This window comes from Paenibacillus sp. LBL, from assembly GCF_029893715.1.
GTDB lineage: Bacteria > Bacillota > Bacilli > Paenibacillales > Paenibacillaceae > Paenibacillus_AQ > Paenibacillus_AQ glucanolyticus.
Genome location: NZ_JARXYU010000001.1, coordinates 967,212 through 982,375 on the forward strand (window position 1 = coordinate 967,212; position 15,164 = coordinate 982,375).

The 15,164-nt window shown below is 49.6% G+C and carries 17 protein-coding genes; 7 read left to right on the forward strand and 10 right to left on the reverse strand.

The genetic code is table 11. From position 1 onward, the window contains the following. The first annotated feature begins 288 nt into the window (after window positions 1–288). On the forward strand, window positions 289–372 hold the full coding sequence (locus tag M2277_RS31690; protein WP_223260591.1) for a putative holin-like toxin: 84 nt from the start codon (window positions 289–291) through the stop codon (window positions 370–372). 169 nt (window positions 373–541) lie between these two features. Here the strand turns inward: M2277_RS31690 and M2277_RS04725 are convergent, their stop codons facing one another. Next, on the reverse strand, window positions 542–1,402 hold the full coding sequence (locus M2277_RS04725) for a DUF421 domain-containing protein (protein ID WP_006212151.1): 861 nt from the start codon (window positions 1,400–1,402) through the stop codon (window positions 542–544). 153 nt (window positions 1,403–1,555) lie between these two features. Between M2277_RS04725 and M2277_RS04730 the strand changes: the two genes are divergently transcribed. The 3 genes from M2277_RS04730 (at window position 1,556) to M2277_RS04740 (ending at window position 3,613) form a co-directional block, all read left to right on the forward strand. Continuing rightward, window positions 1,556–1,762: a DUF1657 domain-containing protein gene (locus tag M2277_RS04730; protein ID WP_006212152.1), complete on the forward strand. Its 207-nt coding sequence runs from the start codon at window positions 1,556–1,558 to the stop codon at window positions 1,760–1,762. Between the two features lie 161 nt (window positions 1,763–1,923). After that, window positions 1,924–2,886 (forward strand): sugar kinase, encoded by a 963-nt coding sequence (locus tag M2277_RS04735; RefSeq protein WP_280754272.1) that lies wholly within the window; start codon window positions 1,924–1,926, stop codon window positions 2,884–2,886. 58 nt (window positions 2,887–2,944) lie between these two features. Beyond that, the gene (locus tag M2277_RS04740; RefSeq protein WP_006212154.1) at window positions 2,945–3,613 is read left to right on the forward strand and encodes a bifunctional 2-keto-4-hydroxyglutarate aldolase/2-keto-3-deoxy-6-phosphogluconate aldolase; all 669 of its coding nucleotides are present in this window, start codon (window positions 2,945–2,947) and stop codon (window positions 3,611–3,613) included. A gap of 51 nt (window positions 3,614–3,664) precedes the next feature. Here the strand turns inward: M2277_RS04740 and M2277_RS04745 are convergent, their stop codons facing one another. From M2277_RS04745 to M2277_RS04765, 5 genes are all read right to left on the reverse strand, one after another. Then, entirely contained in the window at window positions 3,665–4,270 is a 606-nt protein-coding gene (locus M2277_RS04745; RefSeq protein WP_006212155.1) for a YitT family protein, read from the reverse strand. A 125-nt stretch (window positions 4,271–4,395) separates the two neighbouring features. Continuing rightward, the gene (locus tag M2277_RS04750; RefSeq protein WP_006212156.1) at window positions 4,396–5,250 is read right to left on the reverse strand and encodes an MBL fold metallo-hydrolase; all 855 of its coding nucleotides are present in this window, start codon (window positions 5,248–5,250) and stop codon (window positions 4,396–4,398) included. Window positions 5,251–5,430: 180 nt separating this feature from the next. Then, a complete protein-coding gene (locus M2277_RS04755) occupies window positions 5,431–7,401 on the reverse strand; it encodes a PTS fructose transporter subunit IIABC (RefSeq protein WP_280754273.1) in 1,971 nt (656 codons plus the stop codon). Between the two features lie 83 nt (window positions 7,402–7,484). Then, window positions 7,485–8,396, reverse strand: a complete 912-nt coding sequence (gene pfkB / locus M2277_RS04760) for a 1-phosphofructokinase (RefSeq protein ID WP_148246618.1) — start codon at window positions 8,394–8,396, stop codon at window positions 7,485–7,487. Then, window positions 8,396–9,145, reverse strand: coding sequence for a DeoR/GlpR family DNA-binding transcription regulator (locus M2277_RS04765; RefSeq protein WP_063480411.1), 750 nt, complete (start codon window positions 9,143–9,145; stop codon window positions 8,396–8,398). Before M2277_RS04765 ends, pfkB begins: the two co-directional genes overlap by 1 nt. Window positions 9,146–9,415: 270 nt before the next feature. Between M2277_RS04765 and M2277_RS04770 the strand changes: the two genes are divergently transcribed. From M2277_RS04770 to M2277_RS04780, 3 genes are all read left to right on the forward strand, one after another. After that, the gene (locus M2277_RS04770; protein WP_006212161.1) at window positions 9,416–10,327 is read left to right on the forward strand and encodes a J domain-containing protein; all 912 of its coding nucleotides are present in this window, start codon (window positions 9,416–9,418) and stop codon (window positions 10,325–10,327) included. A gap of 217 nt (window positions 10,328–10,544) precedes the next feature. After that, window positions 10,545–11,402: a DegV family protein gene (locus M2277_RS04775; RefSeq protein WP_280754274.1), complete on the forward strand. Its 858-nt coding sequence runs from the start codon at window positions 10,545–10,547 to the stop codon at window positions 11,400–11,402. A gap of 239 nt (window positions 11,403–11,641) precedes the next feature. Beyond that, a complete protein-coding gene (locus M2277_RS04780; RefSeq protein WP_006212163.1) occupies window positions 11,642–12,145 on the forward strand; it encodes a hypothetical protein in 504 nt (167 codons plus the stop codon). Window positions 12,146–12,246: 101 nt separating this feature from the next. Here M2277_RS04780 and glpX read toward each other — a convergent pair whose 3' ends face one another. The 4 genes from glpX to M2277_RS04800 all read right to left on the reverse strand — a co-directional run bounded on the left by glpX (window position 12,247) and on the right by M2277_RS04800 (window position 15,119). After that, window positions 12,247–13,221, reverse strand: coding sequence for a class II fructose-bisphosphatase (gene glpX, locus M2277_RS04785; protein ID WP_280754275.1), 975 nt, complete (start codon window positions 13,219–13,221; stop codon window positions 12,247–12,249). A gap of 46 nt (window positions 13,222–13,267) precedes the next feature. Next, window positions 13,268–14,074, reverse strand: a complete 807-nt coding sequence (locus M2277_RS04790; protein ID WP_006212165.1) for a pyruvate, water dikinase regulatory protein — start codon at window positions 14,072–14,074, stop codon at window positions 13,268–13,270. A 13-nt stretch (window positions 14,075–14,087) separates the two neighbouring features. Then, on the reverse strand, window positions 14,088–14,750 hold the full coding sequence (locus M2277_RS04795) for a helix-turn-helix transcriptional regulator (protein ID WP_006212166.1): 663 nt from the start codon (window positions 14,748–14,750) through the stop codon (window positions 14,088–14,090). 186 nt (window positions 14,751–14,936) lie between these two features. After that, window positions 14,937–15,119 carry a GapA-binding peptide SR1P gene (locus tag M2277_RS04800; protein ID WP_006212167.1) on the reverse strand — a complete coding sequence of 61 codons (183 nt, stop codon included), beginning with the start codon at window positions 15,117–15,119 and terminating at the stop codon, window positions 14,937–14,939. Between the last annotated feature and the right edge of the window lie 45 nt (window positions 15,120–15,164).

The window sequence follows — 15,164 nt, forward strand, 5'->3', positions numbered from 1 at the left end:
TAAATCCGTTGAATCTCCGGAGGCCCAGTCGATTCCCGAATACCCTTTATTCGTATGAACTACTGAATTTCACGTCTTGTTGTTGTGTATTTGATAATATATTCCCATCCAATACATGTCAACCATTTTCTGAGAAGATCTGTTTTCAGCTTTATTATCAAAGTTTCCAACAAAAAACCAAATTTTGTGAAAGCGCTTCCTACAAAAGGTTCTTTTATTGTAAGCAATTGGCATATTATATAGTACAGTAGACCAGCTGGCAAGGGTGGCATCTAGGAGGTGATAGGCATGGGCGTGAATGAGGCATTGGCTTTGATGATTTCGTTCGCCACTCTGGTCGTTTCGATCCTTGCTTTCCATAATAAGAAATAGACCCGTCCCTTGTACAGATGAATCTATTTCTTACGTCTGGTTGGAGCAAGCAATCATCCGCCCTGCATGCAACAGTCCGCTGTATCAGGAGTCGGCGGCAACCGGCTCCTTTTGTGATACACAAAATATCCTATTCCGATTTTTACGCAAATATGACTCTGGGATGCAACTAAGTATTAAGAATCGGCGTCACTTGAGCTAAAATCTGCTCGATCTGCTTTGAACTCTCTTCATACATTTTTTTCGCCTTTTTACTTTTGGTACTAAGGCTGAACAGCTCTAAATCTGCTTGGCATTTTTTTAAATTTGCATACAACAGCTTGCGCTCCTCATTCTGGGGAACCTGAATCTGATCGTCATACAAATCCACGGTAAGTGTGCCGTACGTATCAACCTGGGCAAAATAAACATCCTTCAACTTGGCTCCTATTTTATCCAGCTCATCCAGCAGCCAATTCTGGCCAAAACCCATAACTCGCAGGGGCTCATCCATGATATTCCCGTCCATAACAACAACCTGCGGCGGTTTCTCCGGAGCCACCGTAATGCCTAAATGCTTAGGGGTTAACGGGAGATTCTCCCGCTTCTGCAGGATATTGATCTCCCCACTGGATTCCATAATGGCAAACTCCACATCAGCCAGTTGAAAAATATCTTTTTTTCGAAGCTGCTGCATGATCTCATCAGTGGACAGGCGCTCTTTTTTCATATTTTCCTCAAGAATCTTTCCACCCTGTATGAGCACGGTTGGTTTAAAGTCTATGAAATCACGTGCCTTCTTGCTCTTGATCTGCAAAAACTCGATAGCAAGAGAGCATAAGACCCATACCCCCAACGCGATCAGTCCCAAATACCAGTTCGTATTTAAATCCATGGATATGTAGGCAGCCAAGCTACCAATGGTAATTCCGGTCAAATATTCGAAAAAAGACAATTGTGTGACCTGACGTTTTCCAAGCAATTTTGTCATCAGAAACAGCACAATTACGGCACATAATGTACGAAGTACAATTTCAAGCCATTGCGGCATAAATGACCCTCCTCCATCTTTTTGTTCAATGATCACCTTATAGATTATTGTCAAATTTACGCATAGAAATTACACCATTATTTTCCTGTTCCCCCATCATGCATGATCTGAGAGAAAATGAGTACATTATGATGCATGAAAGGAGTGATAAAAATGACTGTAGCATCCGATGTAAAAACATGTCTCTCATCCTTGAAAAGCGCTCAGGCCAGCCTTGAGCAATTTGCGTTGTCTACACAAGACCAAAATGCTAAAACTCTGTTTACCACTGCCGCACAACAGACACAACAAGTCGTAGACCAAGTGGCACAGCGAGTCCAGCAGCTTGAACAGGAAGAGCCTCAGTATAAAGGCTTCTAATATTCGTTGCACTTTTGTTCTAACTGCGAGTAAAACCCAAGTTCGCCTCCTATCATTCCCTGGTAGGAGGTTATTTATATTGTGTGAATTGTTATTGAGTTATGCTCTACATCAGGGTAAAGTGGTAATAACAAAAGGCGGACTACAAGGAGGTAGATTCTATGAAGAATGGTACGCAGTCCATGGATGTCATCACATTCGGCGAGTCCATGGGATTGTTATATCCGGAAGGCACACGGGGAATTGGTCAAGGCGGAAGTTTGGCGCAATCCTTCGGCGGAGCCGAGAGCAATCTGGCCATTGGCCTGGCCAGGCTAGGCTGCTTCAGCGGCTGGTTTGGTCAACTGGGCAGCGATCCGCTCGGAACCGGTATTTTGAAAACGCTTCGCGGAGAAGGGGTCGATGTTTCACGCGCCAGGCAAACCGATGCCGCGCCGACCGGCCTTATGCTAAGACAGAATGTACGCGGTCAGTCCTCCGTGTACTACTACCGCAAAGGCTCAGCGGCCAGTCAAATGACGCCGGATCTCGTGGATTCCGAATACATAGCTAATGCCCGTATTCTTCATTTCACCGGCATTACGGCAGCGCTGAGCAGCAGCTGCCTGGATACGATTCGGCATGTGATTTCTGTGTGCAAGGAGCATGGCGTTCTGATCAGCTTTGATCCCAACCTAAGGCTCAAGTTATGGAATATAGAGGAAGCCCGCCCTGTTCTGCTGGAGCTTGCCGGAGCCTGCGATTATTTCCTCCCCGGCTACGATGAATGCAAGCTTTTATTTGAAACCGAGGATGAGCAGGTCATCATCAACCGTCTGCGGCAGCTGCCTGGAATGTCCATTATCAAGAGTTTCAACGGAAACAACGTAATGGTTCACCAGGATGTAACCTACTCCCTTCCGTTTGAACGCGTAGAGCAAGTGGTGGATACCGTGGGGGCAGGCGATGGTTTCTGTGCCGGTTTCCTTGCCGGTATTGCCAAAGGCTGGACACCGGAAGAGGCTTTATCCCTGGGTGGTTTAACCGGCTCGCTGGTTATCCAAGCTCCCGGTGATTGGGAAGCGCTTCCGACATGGGATGAGGTTCAGCAGCGGCGCGGCCATTCGGCTCATATCGAGCGCTAGACCTTTTCATAAGCTATAATCCCTAATTCATTCATCATACGACAAGGAGCTGTGTAGCATGAAAAAACTAAGACTGATTGAACAGATTCATCAAGCCGGTGTTGTAGCTGTCTTGCGCGGAGATTCTCCAGAAGAAGTAGTGGAAATCGCCAAGCGTGCCATTGAAGGCGGCATTAAAGTGATCGAGGTCACGATGACCGTACCTTTTGCTACGGAAGCCATTACAACGCTATCCAAAATGTACTCTTCCAAGGATCCGCAAGCTGATGATTATGCCATCATCGGTGCCGGCACCGTCCTCGATTCCGAAACGGCCCGAATCACCATACTGGCTGGCGCTGAGTTCGTTGTGTCCCCAAGCCTCGACCGGGATACCATTATGCTCTGCAATCGCTACCGGATACCGGTCATGCCGGGCGCTGTCACCGTTCATGATATGATCGCCGCGCTAGAGCTCGGTGTCGATGTCATTAAACTCTTCCCGGGGAACCTGTACTCTCCATCGGTTATTCCATCCATGAAGGGCCCGCTTCCGCAAGCCAACATTATGCCGACCGGCGGCGTGAACCTGGACAACCTTCACGAATGGATTAAGGCCGGAGCATTTGCTGTCGGAATCGGATCCGATCTGACCAAGGACGCACTCAAGAGCGGGGATTATAACCTCATTACGGAGAAGGCGCGCGCTTACATGAATGCCTTCAAAAAAGCCCACTCCCCGTCATAATTTCATTATCATGACAGCAGGCCTAACAAGAATCAATTCTTGTTAGGCCTGTTATTTATTTCGTTTTCTCCTCGCCCACCGCCGCTGCGTACACATCCCTGTGGTAAAGCCGCCCGAGATAATCGTCAGCACGGAATAAACGAATGTACTTCCAGACAGCAGGAGTCCGCCCACCCCAATGATGATGGCATCCATTAGCAGAATAATGACCCCTACATTAAGCGGCAGGTACCTTGCCAAGAAATGTGCCAGCAGATCCGTTCCCCCTGTGCTTGCATTGTTTCTCAGCATCAATCCAAGGCCAGTCCCAATTAGCGCCCCGCCAATGGCTGCACTAAAGATCACATTCGGGGCAAATAATTGCAAAAAATCAGCTCGCAGTGGTGATAGCAGGTCAATGACAAAAGAAGAGATCAGCATGCCTGACAAACTATTGTAAAATATTTCACGATTTAGTATCCAGGCTGCAATAAACATGGGGATACTGCACAGAATGATGACAAATCCAATATGTAGATCAAACACATAGTTGGCAATTAACGCAATGCCGATGACTCCACCGTCCAGAACTTTATGCGGGACAAGGAAAAAGTTCGTCCCCATCGCGATCAGAAAGCTGCCGATCACGATTATGACATGTTTTCGAAATGACACCATTTCCGACATCTCCATCTATAAGGGCATGTCTAATTCATATGCTTGTCATTCCGAAAAATTGCGAACTCGTTGTCCCACATTTGAAAAAAAATTCCACTCCAACATTTCTGATGCTTGGAAGATGCCTAACCTTTTACATAAAACATGCGTTCTGTTCTTGCCATTACCTTGGTTTTCATATAGGGATAATTCTCATAGCAGTAATCAACAAAGTAACCCGGTTTCTCCCCATTCCAAGGGAAAATATCGTAGTGCATCGGAATGGTCAGCTCGAAATCCGACGCTGCTGCAAGCTCGGCTGCCTCCCGGAAGCCCATATTCCCTACAATTCCGTCCTTCCGGCGGAACGCATCTCCCCCGTTGATCGGCACCATACCGATATCAATCGAATGTGCCTGCAGCCTCTCGACCAAGCCTGGATATACTACGGTATCTCCCGCATGGTAGATGAGAACGCCCTGGATATCCATCAAATATCCGACAAAACGATGTCCGTACACTTCGTCTTCATCCAAGGTTTCATGGGCAGCGGGAATCGCCATCAGGCGTACACCGTCGAGCTGCTGCCACTCATCGCATACCGCTGCAACCAGCCTTTCAGGCGCTACACCAGCCCCCTGCATCGCTTCATGACATCGAGCCGGTGCAACAAACCATGTGTCCGGGTTCTGCCTGGCTATCACCGAGATGGTGGCAAGATCCATATGATCATCATGCTCATGGGTAATCAGCACGATATTCGCGTTCCGAATATGCTCCGGCTGCAGCGGCGCGGGAAATGCTCGCTGGAATCCGCCCCTGCGCTCAAGTTCATCCGACATATAAGGATCAATGTAAATGACGACCTCGCCACCCTTGATGACAACGCTCTCTTGTCCCAGAAACCAAACCGCCGCCATCCCGTAAGAGGTGGAAGTCTGATTGATTTCCTCTATGATTTGTTCCGGGCTCCTATCCTTACCTTGTCCAAGCTCCTTCATCCCTCGATCTCTCCTTCCGTTATCCGTATTTCATTCGATTATAACATGCTGCAGAGCTGAGAATGTGTCACTGTTTATCCCGACGGCAGCCGCTGTGGAAGCCCACGAGGACAAAACGGGCTGGAATCGAGCATCTAAAGATGCCCGTCCCAACCCGTATAGTCATGTTTAACTTGAAATCTATTTACGCTCAAGGGGCTTCTTCCACATTCCCAGCAGCATGCCTGACAGCACCGCACCGATTACAACTGCCAGCAGGAACAGAAGCGCATGATTGGCAAGCGCGGCAACAAATATCCCTCCGTGAGGTGCAGGAACGTTAATGCTCCACAGCTGCGTCAATCCACCGGCAACCGCCGAACCGAGAATACAGGAAGTCAGCACGCGCAGCGGATCAGCGGCAGCAAACGGAATCGCGCCCTCCGTTATGAAGGAAAGACCCATCACATAGTTGGTCAGACCGGACTTTCGTTCCTGCTCCGTGAATTTGTGCTTGAACAATGTTGTGGCCAGTGCAATAGCGAGTGGAGGAACCATTCCTCCGGCCATGACCGCAGCCATCATGGCTCCGTTCGTATTGCCGCTGGACGTAAATACGCCGATCGCAAATGCATAGGCTGCTTTATTGAAGGGACCGCCCATATCAATGGACATCATCCCGCCTAAGATAAGACCTAGAATTACCGCATTTCCGGTACCCAAATTGTTAAGAATATCAACCAGACCGAGATTGATCCAGCTGAAGAACGGATCGAACAGGTAGAACATGACCGTACCGGTGATAAGAAGGCCCACAACCGGATACAGCAGAATTGGCTTTAAGCCGTCCAGCGTTCGCGGAAGACCGGCAAACGCTTTCCTCAGCAGGATGACAACATAACCCGCCAAGAATCCTGCCGCCAGACCACCAAGGAACCCCGAATTTGAATTCAATGCCATGAGACCTCCGACCATGCCGGGCATTAAAGCCGGACGGTCGCCTATGCTGAGCGCAATAAATCCCGCAAGGACCGGTATCAGGAAGTGGAAAGCACCGTCTCCGCCGCCAATCGTCTGCAGCAGCTGGAATAGCGGATGGTCCTCTCCGGCAAGCTGCTCGATGAGGAAGGAGATAGCCAGAAGAATCCCGCCACCCACAACAAAAGGCAGCATATGAGAAATACCATTCATCAGATCTTTGTATACTTTTTTGCCGATGCCGCCTTTTTCTGCGTCTTTCGGTTGAGTTGCAGCAGCTCCGCCTTCGCTTCGGTAGATCGGCGCATCACCGCTTACCGCCTTGCGGATCAACTCCTCCGATTTGCGGATGCCATCGCTTACAGGCCGCTGCAGCACAGACTTTCCGTTGAAACGGGCCATCTCCACATTTTTGTCTGCGGCAATGATGACACCGGCCGCTCTTCGGATTTCTTCCTCCGTCAACACGTTTTGCGCACCTTCCGAGCCATTGGTCTCCACCCGGATTTCAACGCCCATTTCCTGGGCCTTCTTCTTAAGCGCATCTTCAGCCATAAAGGTATGAGCAATACCGGTAGGACACGCTGTTACAGCCACAACAAAAGCATTCTCGTTTCCGTCAGCACCTGTCGAAATGGCTGCCTCGGAATGGCTGCCGGATTCCTCGTGCTTTTCCGTTTCCTTATTAGCCTCTTCCCGGATCCGGGCTGCTTCCTTCTCTGCCTTAACCGCTTCCTCTTCAGCCTGTTTGGTATCAAATAACTCCGTTACCTCTTCGGGCGTCTTCGTGTCCATCAATTTCCCGATAAATTCGGCATCAATCAGCAGCCGTGAAAGCGCGGCAAGCGTACGGAGATGCGTATTCCCGGCTCCCTCAGGCGCAGCGATCATGAAGAATACATAAGCTGCCTCACCATCCAGCGCTTCGAACTCCACGCCCTTGCTGCTCTTGGCAAACACAACGGTCGGTTCATTAACCGCTTTCGTTTTTGCGTGGGGCATCGCAATGCCGCCTCCGATGCCGGTACTCGATTCAGCTTCACGCTTCAGAATCATCTCTTTGAACAGGACCGGGTCATTGATTCGCCCGCTAGCGGCCAAACTGGCGATCAGTTCGTCGATGGCCGCCTCCTTCGTGACTGCCTTCAGATCCATGATCATCGTATCCTGGATCATCAAATCTGTAATTCTCATATTGGATCACTCCCTTGATTTCAATCGTGACTATTGCTGGGGCACAAGTTTCCGCAGGCTGCCTTCTTCAGATATACAGCGGCTCACCACTTCGTGATGTTAACTTGCGGAATAAGCCGATCAATGGCTTCCTTAACAGCCAGGTCGTCAGAGAACGCGGTTGCGCTGCCGGATGCAACCCCGGTTCGGAACGCCTCCAATAAATCCTTGCCAAGAGCAAGCGTGCCGACAAAACCCGCAATCATCGAATCGCCAGCTCCGACCGAGTTTCGGACTGTGCCTGACGGTACATTGGCGTGATAAACCTGATCAGCTGTAATCAACAGTGCACCTTCTCCGGCCATGGAGATCAGCACATGCTGGGCGCCTTCCTCAAGCAGCTTCCGGCCGTAGGTCACAAGCAGCTCGTTCGAGTCGATAACCACGCCGAACAATTCCGCAAGTTCGTGATGATTCGGTTTAACAAGAAGCGGCCTGTGGACCAACGCCTTCATCAGGGCCTCCCCCGTTGTATCCATTACGAATTCGGCACTGCTCTTGCGGCACGCTCCGATCAGACGCTCATAGAAGCCAGGTCCCAGCGATGGTGGAACACTGCCGGACAACACAACGATATCTCCCGCCTGAAGCTGTGACAGTTTATGAAGCAGCGCGTCCGTTTCTTCTGGACGGATGACGGGTCCAAGGCCGTTGATCTCCGTCTCGTCACCGTGCTTAAGTTTCACGTTGATCCGGGTATCATCCGCGATATTTACAAAATCAGTGCGGATCCCTTCCCTACTCAGCGTCTCGTCGATATATCGTCCGGTGAAGCCACCCAGGAAGCCGATGGCAGTATTTTCAGCTCCAAGCTGGTTGAGCACCCGCGATACATTAATTCCTTTGCCGCCCGGAAACTTCATATCCCGAGTCATTCTGTTCAAACCGCCCAGCTCTATAAACTCAACTTCCACGATGTAGTCGATGGAAGGATTCAGCGTTACCGTATATATCATTATGATCCCTCAATTATGTTGGTTTTCTGTGAAATGGACTTCCGCCAAGATGGAGTCAAGGATTCCGTAATCAACGTCGCTTCGTTCAGGTCCAACAATTTGGCGAAGGAGACCTCGCCTAATTTGCTGGAATCCGCCAGGACATAACTTGACGCGGACAGCTGATGCGCTCGACGCTTAATCAAGGCTTCCTCCGGATCAGGCGTGGTGTAACCCATCTCAACATCCACGCCGTTCGTGCCCAGAAAGCACCGGTCAAAGCGAAAGTTGTCCATGTTTTGAAGAGCGATGCTTCCGATGACGGCCTTGGTATGAATTTTCATCATTCCGCCCAGAAGATAGCTCTTGATTCGCTTGCTTACCAATGCTTCGATATGGGATAAGCCATTCGTAACCACGGTTACGTCCTTCGCTTCAATGAACGGTATCATCGCCAGCGTAGTCGTTCCCGCATCGATATATATGCTTTCTCCATCCACCACTTGGGCTGCCGCCAACCGGGCAACGGCATTTTTCTGTTGAATGTTTCTGAAGGTTTTCTCCTCGATGCCGGGTTCTTGCATTTTGGGACTTGGCAGAGCAGCTCCCCCATGAATGCGCTTTAATAATTGTCGTTCTTCCAGATCGATCAGATCCCGTCTTACCGTTGATTCAGAAGCTTCAAGAAGTTCCACCAATTCCTGCAGTTTCACAACACCGCGCTCTTGTAAGCGTTCTAATATGATCCGGTATCTTTCTTCCGTCAGCATAATGAATCCACCCCTTTAGAACCTATAGTAACATAATCAGCACAAAAAACAATCACAACATTTCAAAATCATTCAAAAACATTCATCAAAAGTTTCAATCGTTCACCTTGCCTGATGGTAGATCCTGGCCGTTTATTTTGTTATTGGTGATTATGTTCTTAATCGTAAGCCGGCAATCATTTGAACATCACGTAAACGTTTGTAACCGATAGCCTTTACACTATATACTGGTAACTAGGAAACTCTCACAGTATAGAAGAGGTGACATGAATGGACCAAATGAAAGAAGCCTATGAGCGAATGGGTTTGCCTGAGGATGCTACCAAGGAGCAGCTCGACGACCGGTATACCCTGCTCATGCGCCAAACCCGTTCACATCAAAGGCGGGAGCCCGACCGAGCGGAGGAGATCGAAGCCGAATTTTCGGAAATCACCAAAGCCTACAAGTTCATCCTTGAAGAAGAGACCCGCAAATCTTTGGAAGAGATGAACCAGAAACGATATGGTAAATATAAGAAATTTGCCGGGACAGCGGAGAAAACCGATCATTTCTTCCGTTATTATAAATTTCATGTACTCGGCGGCATTGCTCTGATCGGAGTACTCATTTATATCGTCATTAGTATTTTCAACCATCAGGCCGAGAAAGAACGGCTGGCCAGCCTGCCGCCGGTTGACCTGGAAGTTATGTTCCTCGGTTCTTATATGAACAAGGATGGCGGACAGGACCTCACACCGATTGAAGATGCGATTCTGGCACAATTTCCCGAATGGAAACGCGTAACCGTTACCATGAATTACGTCCCTCCTCTGGATTCCAACAACCCACAGGATGCAGCCATGCTGCAGAAGGCTCTGCTTGTGTTGTCCACCGAGCGGCCGGACCTGTACATCATGGATCAAACCGCCTATGATTGGGTGGGTAATCAAGGAATGGTGCGACCGCTTGAAGCCGAGGTGGAAGGCGTATGGAAGGATCTGTTGACCCCGGAACAACTCGTGAAGGGTACGAATGAGGAAGACGGCTCGGAGCATGTGTATGCCGTCGATATTTTAGGCAGCACCATGAGCGAGGAGCTCCCTGTTCTGAAGAAAGACATGTTTGCCGGGATTCGTGAAGGCACGGAACGCGATGCAAACGCCCAGCTCTTCATTAAGCAATATCTGGAGTCGTCCAAATAACCATCGGGTTTGGCCCATTCCTGATGTATAAACTAGGGAAGCTCCCGCTGCTTGGCCTTGCGAGCCAAACAGCGGGAGCTTTTTTTGCGGCTTTATCGATTCACAATTGGTCTTTACGCGTCCAATTCGCGCCCAATATGGCAAGAGCATTCCCTTTTCTCATTAAACAGGTTATTCTAGTAGTACAGATTCAAATAGTTGATAAAGGGAGATGTTCATGCCTGGAAAAATTAGAATTTTTGCTGACAGTACCTGCGACTTACCACCCTCGTGGATAAAAGAATATAATATCGGCATTATCCCGCTCTATGTTGTGTTTGGAGAAGAATCCCTGCGCGACGGAGTGGACATTACTCCTGAACAATTATATGCCAGGGTAGATCAGATTGGCAGCCTGCCCAAAACTGCGGCGCCCTCTCCATCCGATTTCATTGCTGCCTTCACACCTTCCATAGAGCAAGGCGAAGATATCCTGTTCCTTAGCATTTCATCCGAGCTTTCTTCCACTTACCAAAATGCGTTGATAGCCGCAGACGAATTGCCGGAAGGCCGGGTAACGGTCTTCGATTCACGCAATCTGTCATCCGGCATTGGACTGCTTGTCATGAAAGCTGTACATGCAGCGAGTGAAGGCTTGTCCATTCCAGAAATCGTTGCGCTGTTAAACCGCACCGTGAACGAAGTTGAATGCGAATTCGTTGTTGATACACTGGAATATTTGCACAAAGGCGGACGCTGCTCCGGCATGCAAAATATCATTGGCAGTCTGCTGAAAATCCGTCCGGTTATCAAAGTCGTGGACGGCAGCATGACGCCTGCTTACAAGGTTCGCGGCAAGAAAGAGAAGGCGCTGGACCAGATGATCCAGAATGCCCTCGCTCAAGTGGATAACATGGACAACGATCTGATTGTTATTGTACATACCATGGCTGAAGAGGAAGCCCGCTTCATTCAGAAAAAACTGCAGGAGAACACCGGAGCTAGGCAAGTCAGCATTTCTACAGCCGGTTGTGTCATTTGCAGCCACTGCGGTCCTCAAACCGTCGGACTCATGTATACGAAGAAGCCTTCTTAAATAACATTTTGTTCATCATAAGACAGTTCTGCTGTGTTGCTTTAGCTGCGGGACTGTCTTTTCTTGTTTTCCATGGCTAACGGCAGCTTATGTCCTTATTAAACGGCATGTCCTCCGGCCAAACCCTACATCCTAGACTAAAGTCTAGGTGAAACATTCCCCCCGGACCGAGGACATCCTGATCCTTCGCATGGTATTCTTGGATTAATCATTTTACATAGGAAAGGAACGAAGTTTGTATGACGAAACGTACAATCTTGGCACCGCTGCTAATTCTGCTCGGCGCCTACTTACTCTTGAACCAAGGCGGTTCGGTAGGCGCCGGTTCCATCTTCGCCACATTCTGGCCCACCATGTTTGTCATACCATTAGGACTGTTTTTTCACTGGATGTACTTCTCTCTGGTAGGAAGACAGGGCATCGGGCTGCTGATCCCGGGCGGCATCCTCCTCACAGCCGGCATTGTCAGCCAGATCGCTTCCTTGTTCGACTCATGGCAAACCATGTGGCCTGGGTTCATCCTCGCCGTAGCCGCCGGGCTGTTCGAGTTCTACTGGTTCGGGTCGCGCAACAAGTGGCTGCTAATCCCCATCAACATTCTCACTGTCTTGTCGCTGCTGTTCTTCGTTGTATTCTCCATCGGGCCGATCTTGAATTACTTGTCATTCGTTCAGCCTGTCATTGCCGTGCTGCTTGTGCTGGGAGGAACTTGGCTGATTCTCGGACGGAAGAGACACGGATAAATCGAGTCGGATCTGCATGTACCACTCATAAACAAACAGAAAAGGGCACGTCGAAAGGTTAAATCCCTTCGAGTGCCCTTGGTCTATTCAGCCTTGAGTGATTATGAAGACGCTGCCACTGCTAAGGTTTCATTACTCTGAAACAGATGATGAACACTGCGGATATAACGAACGGTTCTTGTGCCGGAATACATCATGACCGAATGCGTTTCGGCACGCTGACCCATATATTTAACGCCGCGCAGGAAATCCCCGGCCGTAACGCCGGTAGCTACAAACAGTACGCCTTCCCGCCCTACCATATCCTCCATCGACAGCAGCTGCTCCGGATGTTTCAAGCCCATAGCCTGACATCTTACATAATCCTCCGGTGTCTCCGGTATAAGCCGCCCCTGGATTTCTCCGCCCAGACATTTCAGGGCAGCAGCGGCAAGCACACCTTCCGGTGCTCCTCCGGAACCCACATAGAGATCCACCTCGCTGTCGGTGCAGGTCTCGATCGCACCCATGACATCGCCATGACTCAGCAGCTTGATTCTTACCCCGGACTCCCTCAAGTCTCGAATCATGGAGCTGTGACGCTCACGATCCAGAATGGAGACCGTCATCTCCGACAGCGGTTTTGATAACAGCTCAGATGCCTTTTGAAGCGTAACCGCAATGGGATCGTCCAAACTCAGCTTGCCTGCAAGCTCAGGTCCTACCGCAAGCTTATGCATATAGATATCAGGCGCATGCAGAAGGGTTCCCTGAGGAGCGGCTGCAATCACAGACAGGGCGTTATTCAGCCCGTTTGCTACCGTTTCGGTTCCTTCGAGAGGATCGACGGCCACATCCATCTTCGGACCTTTGCCGTTCCCTACGCGCTCTCCAATATACAGCATGGGCGCTTCATCCATCTCGCCTTCCCCAATGACAACAACCCCATCCATCGCTGCGGAATCAAAATGCTTGCGCATGGCGACCGTAGCGGCTTCATCAGCACTGTTCTTGTCTCCTCTTCCTGTCCACCGGGCGGATTGCAATGCCGCTTCCTCCGTCACTCTTACAAGCTCCAATGCTAATGAACTCTCCATTATGAATCCCCTCCTTCTGCTTTTTTCCATACCCATTCCTGCCTGCTTACTTCAAGAAATTCATAATCAGACCTGCGGATTCCTCTATGGCCTTGTCGGTGACATCGATGACAGGGCATCCCAGTTCTGTATACAGCGACAAGGCATAATCCAGCTCCTCTTGAATCCTCTCAAGGGATGCGTACTGTACCTGATGCGGGAGCCCCATTACTTTTAAACGCTCGCTGCGGATTTTGAGAAGATGCTCCGGCTCTATCGTAAGTCCAATGATGTTCCCATTCGTTACTTCTCTGAGCTGGGATGGGGGTGACATCTCCGGCACAATCGGAAAATTCACCGTCTTGTAGCCTTTATGAGCGAGAAACATCGATAGCGGCGTCTTCGAGATTCTGGATACGCCCAGCAGGATGATATCCGCCTTCAAGATGGCACTCACATCTTTGCCATCGTCATACTGAACAGCAAATTCCATCGCTTCCACACGCCGGAAGTAGCTGTCGTCGAGCCGGTGCAGCAGCCCCGGCAGCCGTTTGGGATAGTCGTTAAACGTATCGGCGAACGCCTGCATCATCGGACCCATAATATCCACTGTACGAATATTGAGCCGCACGGCTTCCTCTCGAATGACCTCGCGAAGCTCCGGCTGCACGAGCGTGTAAGCCACAAAACCTCCGCGCCGTGCCACCTCCTCCATCAGCTCGGTCAATTCATCTTCTTCCCGTACATTCATATATCGCTTAATCTCTGTATTCGGGAGCTCGAACTGGCGCAATGTAGCTTGGACAACCGCTTCGGCCGTCTCCCCGATGGAGTCTGAACAGATTGCTATGAAATGAGTTATTGCCTGATTCATCCGATTCCTCCCACTATTCCTCGGCTACCATGTCGAGCAGCATTTTGATGATATTTGTCTTCGTGATCCGGCCCACGACCTTCCAGTGCTCCCCCGGATTCCCCGTGGTGGATGGCACAACAACCGGCAAGCTGTCGATTTGATGATTGATGATTTTACGTGCGGCGTCCAGTACCGTATCTTCCGGCTGAACAGTTGTCACATTCGCCTGGCGGGTCATAATCAGGCTTACCGGCATGGAGGACGCCGTCGGATTTCCAAGCGTCACCTTGAGCAGATCCTTGCGGGACACAATGCCCGCGAGATGACCATCGGCGTCGGTAACGATCAGATTCCCTACATTCTCCAGAAACAAGGATACAACGGCCTCGTGAATCGTCGTTGTCTCGCGTACAATTACCGGAACGCCGTGCAGGTCGCCAACCTTCATTTTGAGAAGGCGGAACTTCTCCTCCCGGTCAGGAGTTCCCCGCTTCCCCAGAAAATACCCTACCTTGGGTTTGGCATCGATATAATCCAACACCACAAGCTTGGATAAATCGGTGCGAAGCGTAGCTCGGCTGACATTCAGCATCTCCGCAATCTGATCTCCTGTAATGGGTGCGTGTTTTTTTACGATATCGACGATATCCTGCTGCCTTGTCGTCAGTTCGATAGTGATCCCTCCTGCATGCATTTCCTCTACTTGCCGATATAATACGTCATATATATTATATATGCAACATATTTTCGTCTAAATTTGCTTTATTGGGTATCAATATTTTTTTTGGTTCCCATCAAAAAAGCTTATAATTCAATAAAAAAGCATGCCCTCGGAACAGACGTCCCTTAAGCATGCTTTCGTTTTCATTTTAGCTAATCGTTATGATGATCCATCCTTGGGCCCGGTGCCTTTGCATTCTCCTTTGCCGCAATATCCGTAGATGATCTTTACGCCGTCGGTAGGAATCGTGTCCACCATTTCATCGCATCTGGAGCAAATAATAAGCCCCCATTCCTCGTTCCCATTACCCTTTACTGCCTCCGGACTTGTTAACGCTTTCATAACATTTCCTCCTTATGTTTATTGACTTTGCTGCAAGGCAGTTGC

Coding starts and splice junctions, on each gene's coding strand:
- M2277_RS31690 (WP_223260591.1), top strand. CDS start 289: ATGGGCGTGAATGAGGCATTGGCTTTGATGATTTCGTTCGCCACTCTG.
- M2277_RS04725 (WP_006212151.1), bottom strand. CDS start 1,402: ATGCCGCAATGGCTTGAAATTGTACTTCGTACATTATGTGCCGTAATT.
- M2277_RS04730 (WP_006212152.1), top strand. CDS start 1,556: ATGACTGTAGCATCCGATGTAAAAACATGTCTCTCATCCTTGAAAAGC.
- M2277_RS04735 (WP_280754272.1), top strand. CDS start 1,924: ATGAAGAATGGTACGCAGTCCATGGATGTCATCACATTCGGCGAGTCC.
- M2277_RS04740 (WP_006212154.1), top strand. CDS start 2,945: ATGAAAAAACTAAGACTGATTGAACAGATTCATCAAGCCGGTGTTGTA.
- M2277_RS04745 (WP_006212155.1), bottom strand. CDS start 4,270: ATGGTGTCATTTCGAAAACATGTCATAATCGTGATCGGCAGCTTTCTG.
- M2277_RS04750 (WP_006212156.1), bottom strand. CDS start 5,250: ATGAAGGAGCTTGGACAAGGTAAGGATAGGAGCCCGGAACAAATCATA.
- M2277_RS04755 (WP_280754273.1), bottom strand. CDS start 7,401: ATGAGAATTACAGATTTGATGATCCAGGATACGATGATCATGGATCTG.
- pfkB (WP_148246618.1), bottom strand. CDS start 8,396: ATGATATATACGGTAACGCTGAATCCTTCCATCGACTACATCGTGGAA.
- M2277_RS04765 (WP_063480411.1), bottom strand. CDS start 9,145: ATGCTGACGGAAGAAAGATACCGGATCATATTAGAACGCTTACAAGAG.
- M2277_RS04770 (WP_006212161.1), top strand. CDS start 9,416: ATGGACCAAATGAAAGAAGCCTATGAGCGAATGGGTTTGCCTGAGGAT.
- M2277_RS04775 (WP_280754274.1), top strand. CDS start 10,545: ATGCCTGGAAAAATTAGAATTTTTGCTGACAGTACCTGCGACTTACCA.
- M2277_RS04780 (WP_006212163.1), top strand. CDS start 11,642: ATGACGAAACGTACAATCTTGGCACCGCTGCTAATTCTGCTCGGCGCC.
- glpX (WP_280754275.1), bottom strand. CDS start 13,221: ATGGAGAGTTCATTAGCATTGGAGCTTGTAAGAGTGACGGAGGAAGCG.
- M2277_RS04790 (WP_006212165.1), bottom strand. CDS start 14,074: ATGAATCAGGCAATAACTCATTTCATAGCAATCTGTTCAGACTCCATC.
- M2277_RS04795 (WP_006212166.1), bottom strand. CDS start 14,750: ATGCATGCAGGAGGGATCACTATCGAACTGACGACAAGGCAGCAGGAT.
- M2277_RS04800 (WP_006212167.1), bottom strand. CDS start 15,119: ATGAAAGCGTTAACAAGTCCGGAGGCAGTAAAGGGTAATGGGAACGAG.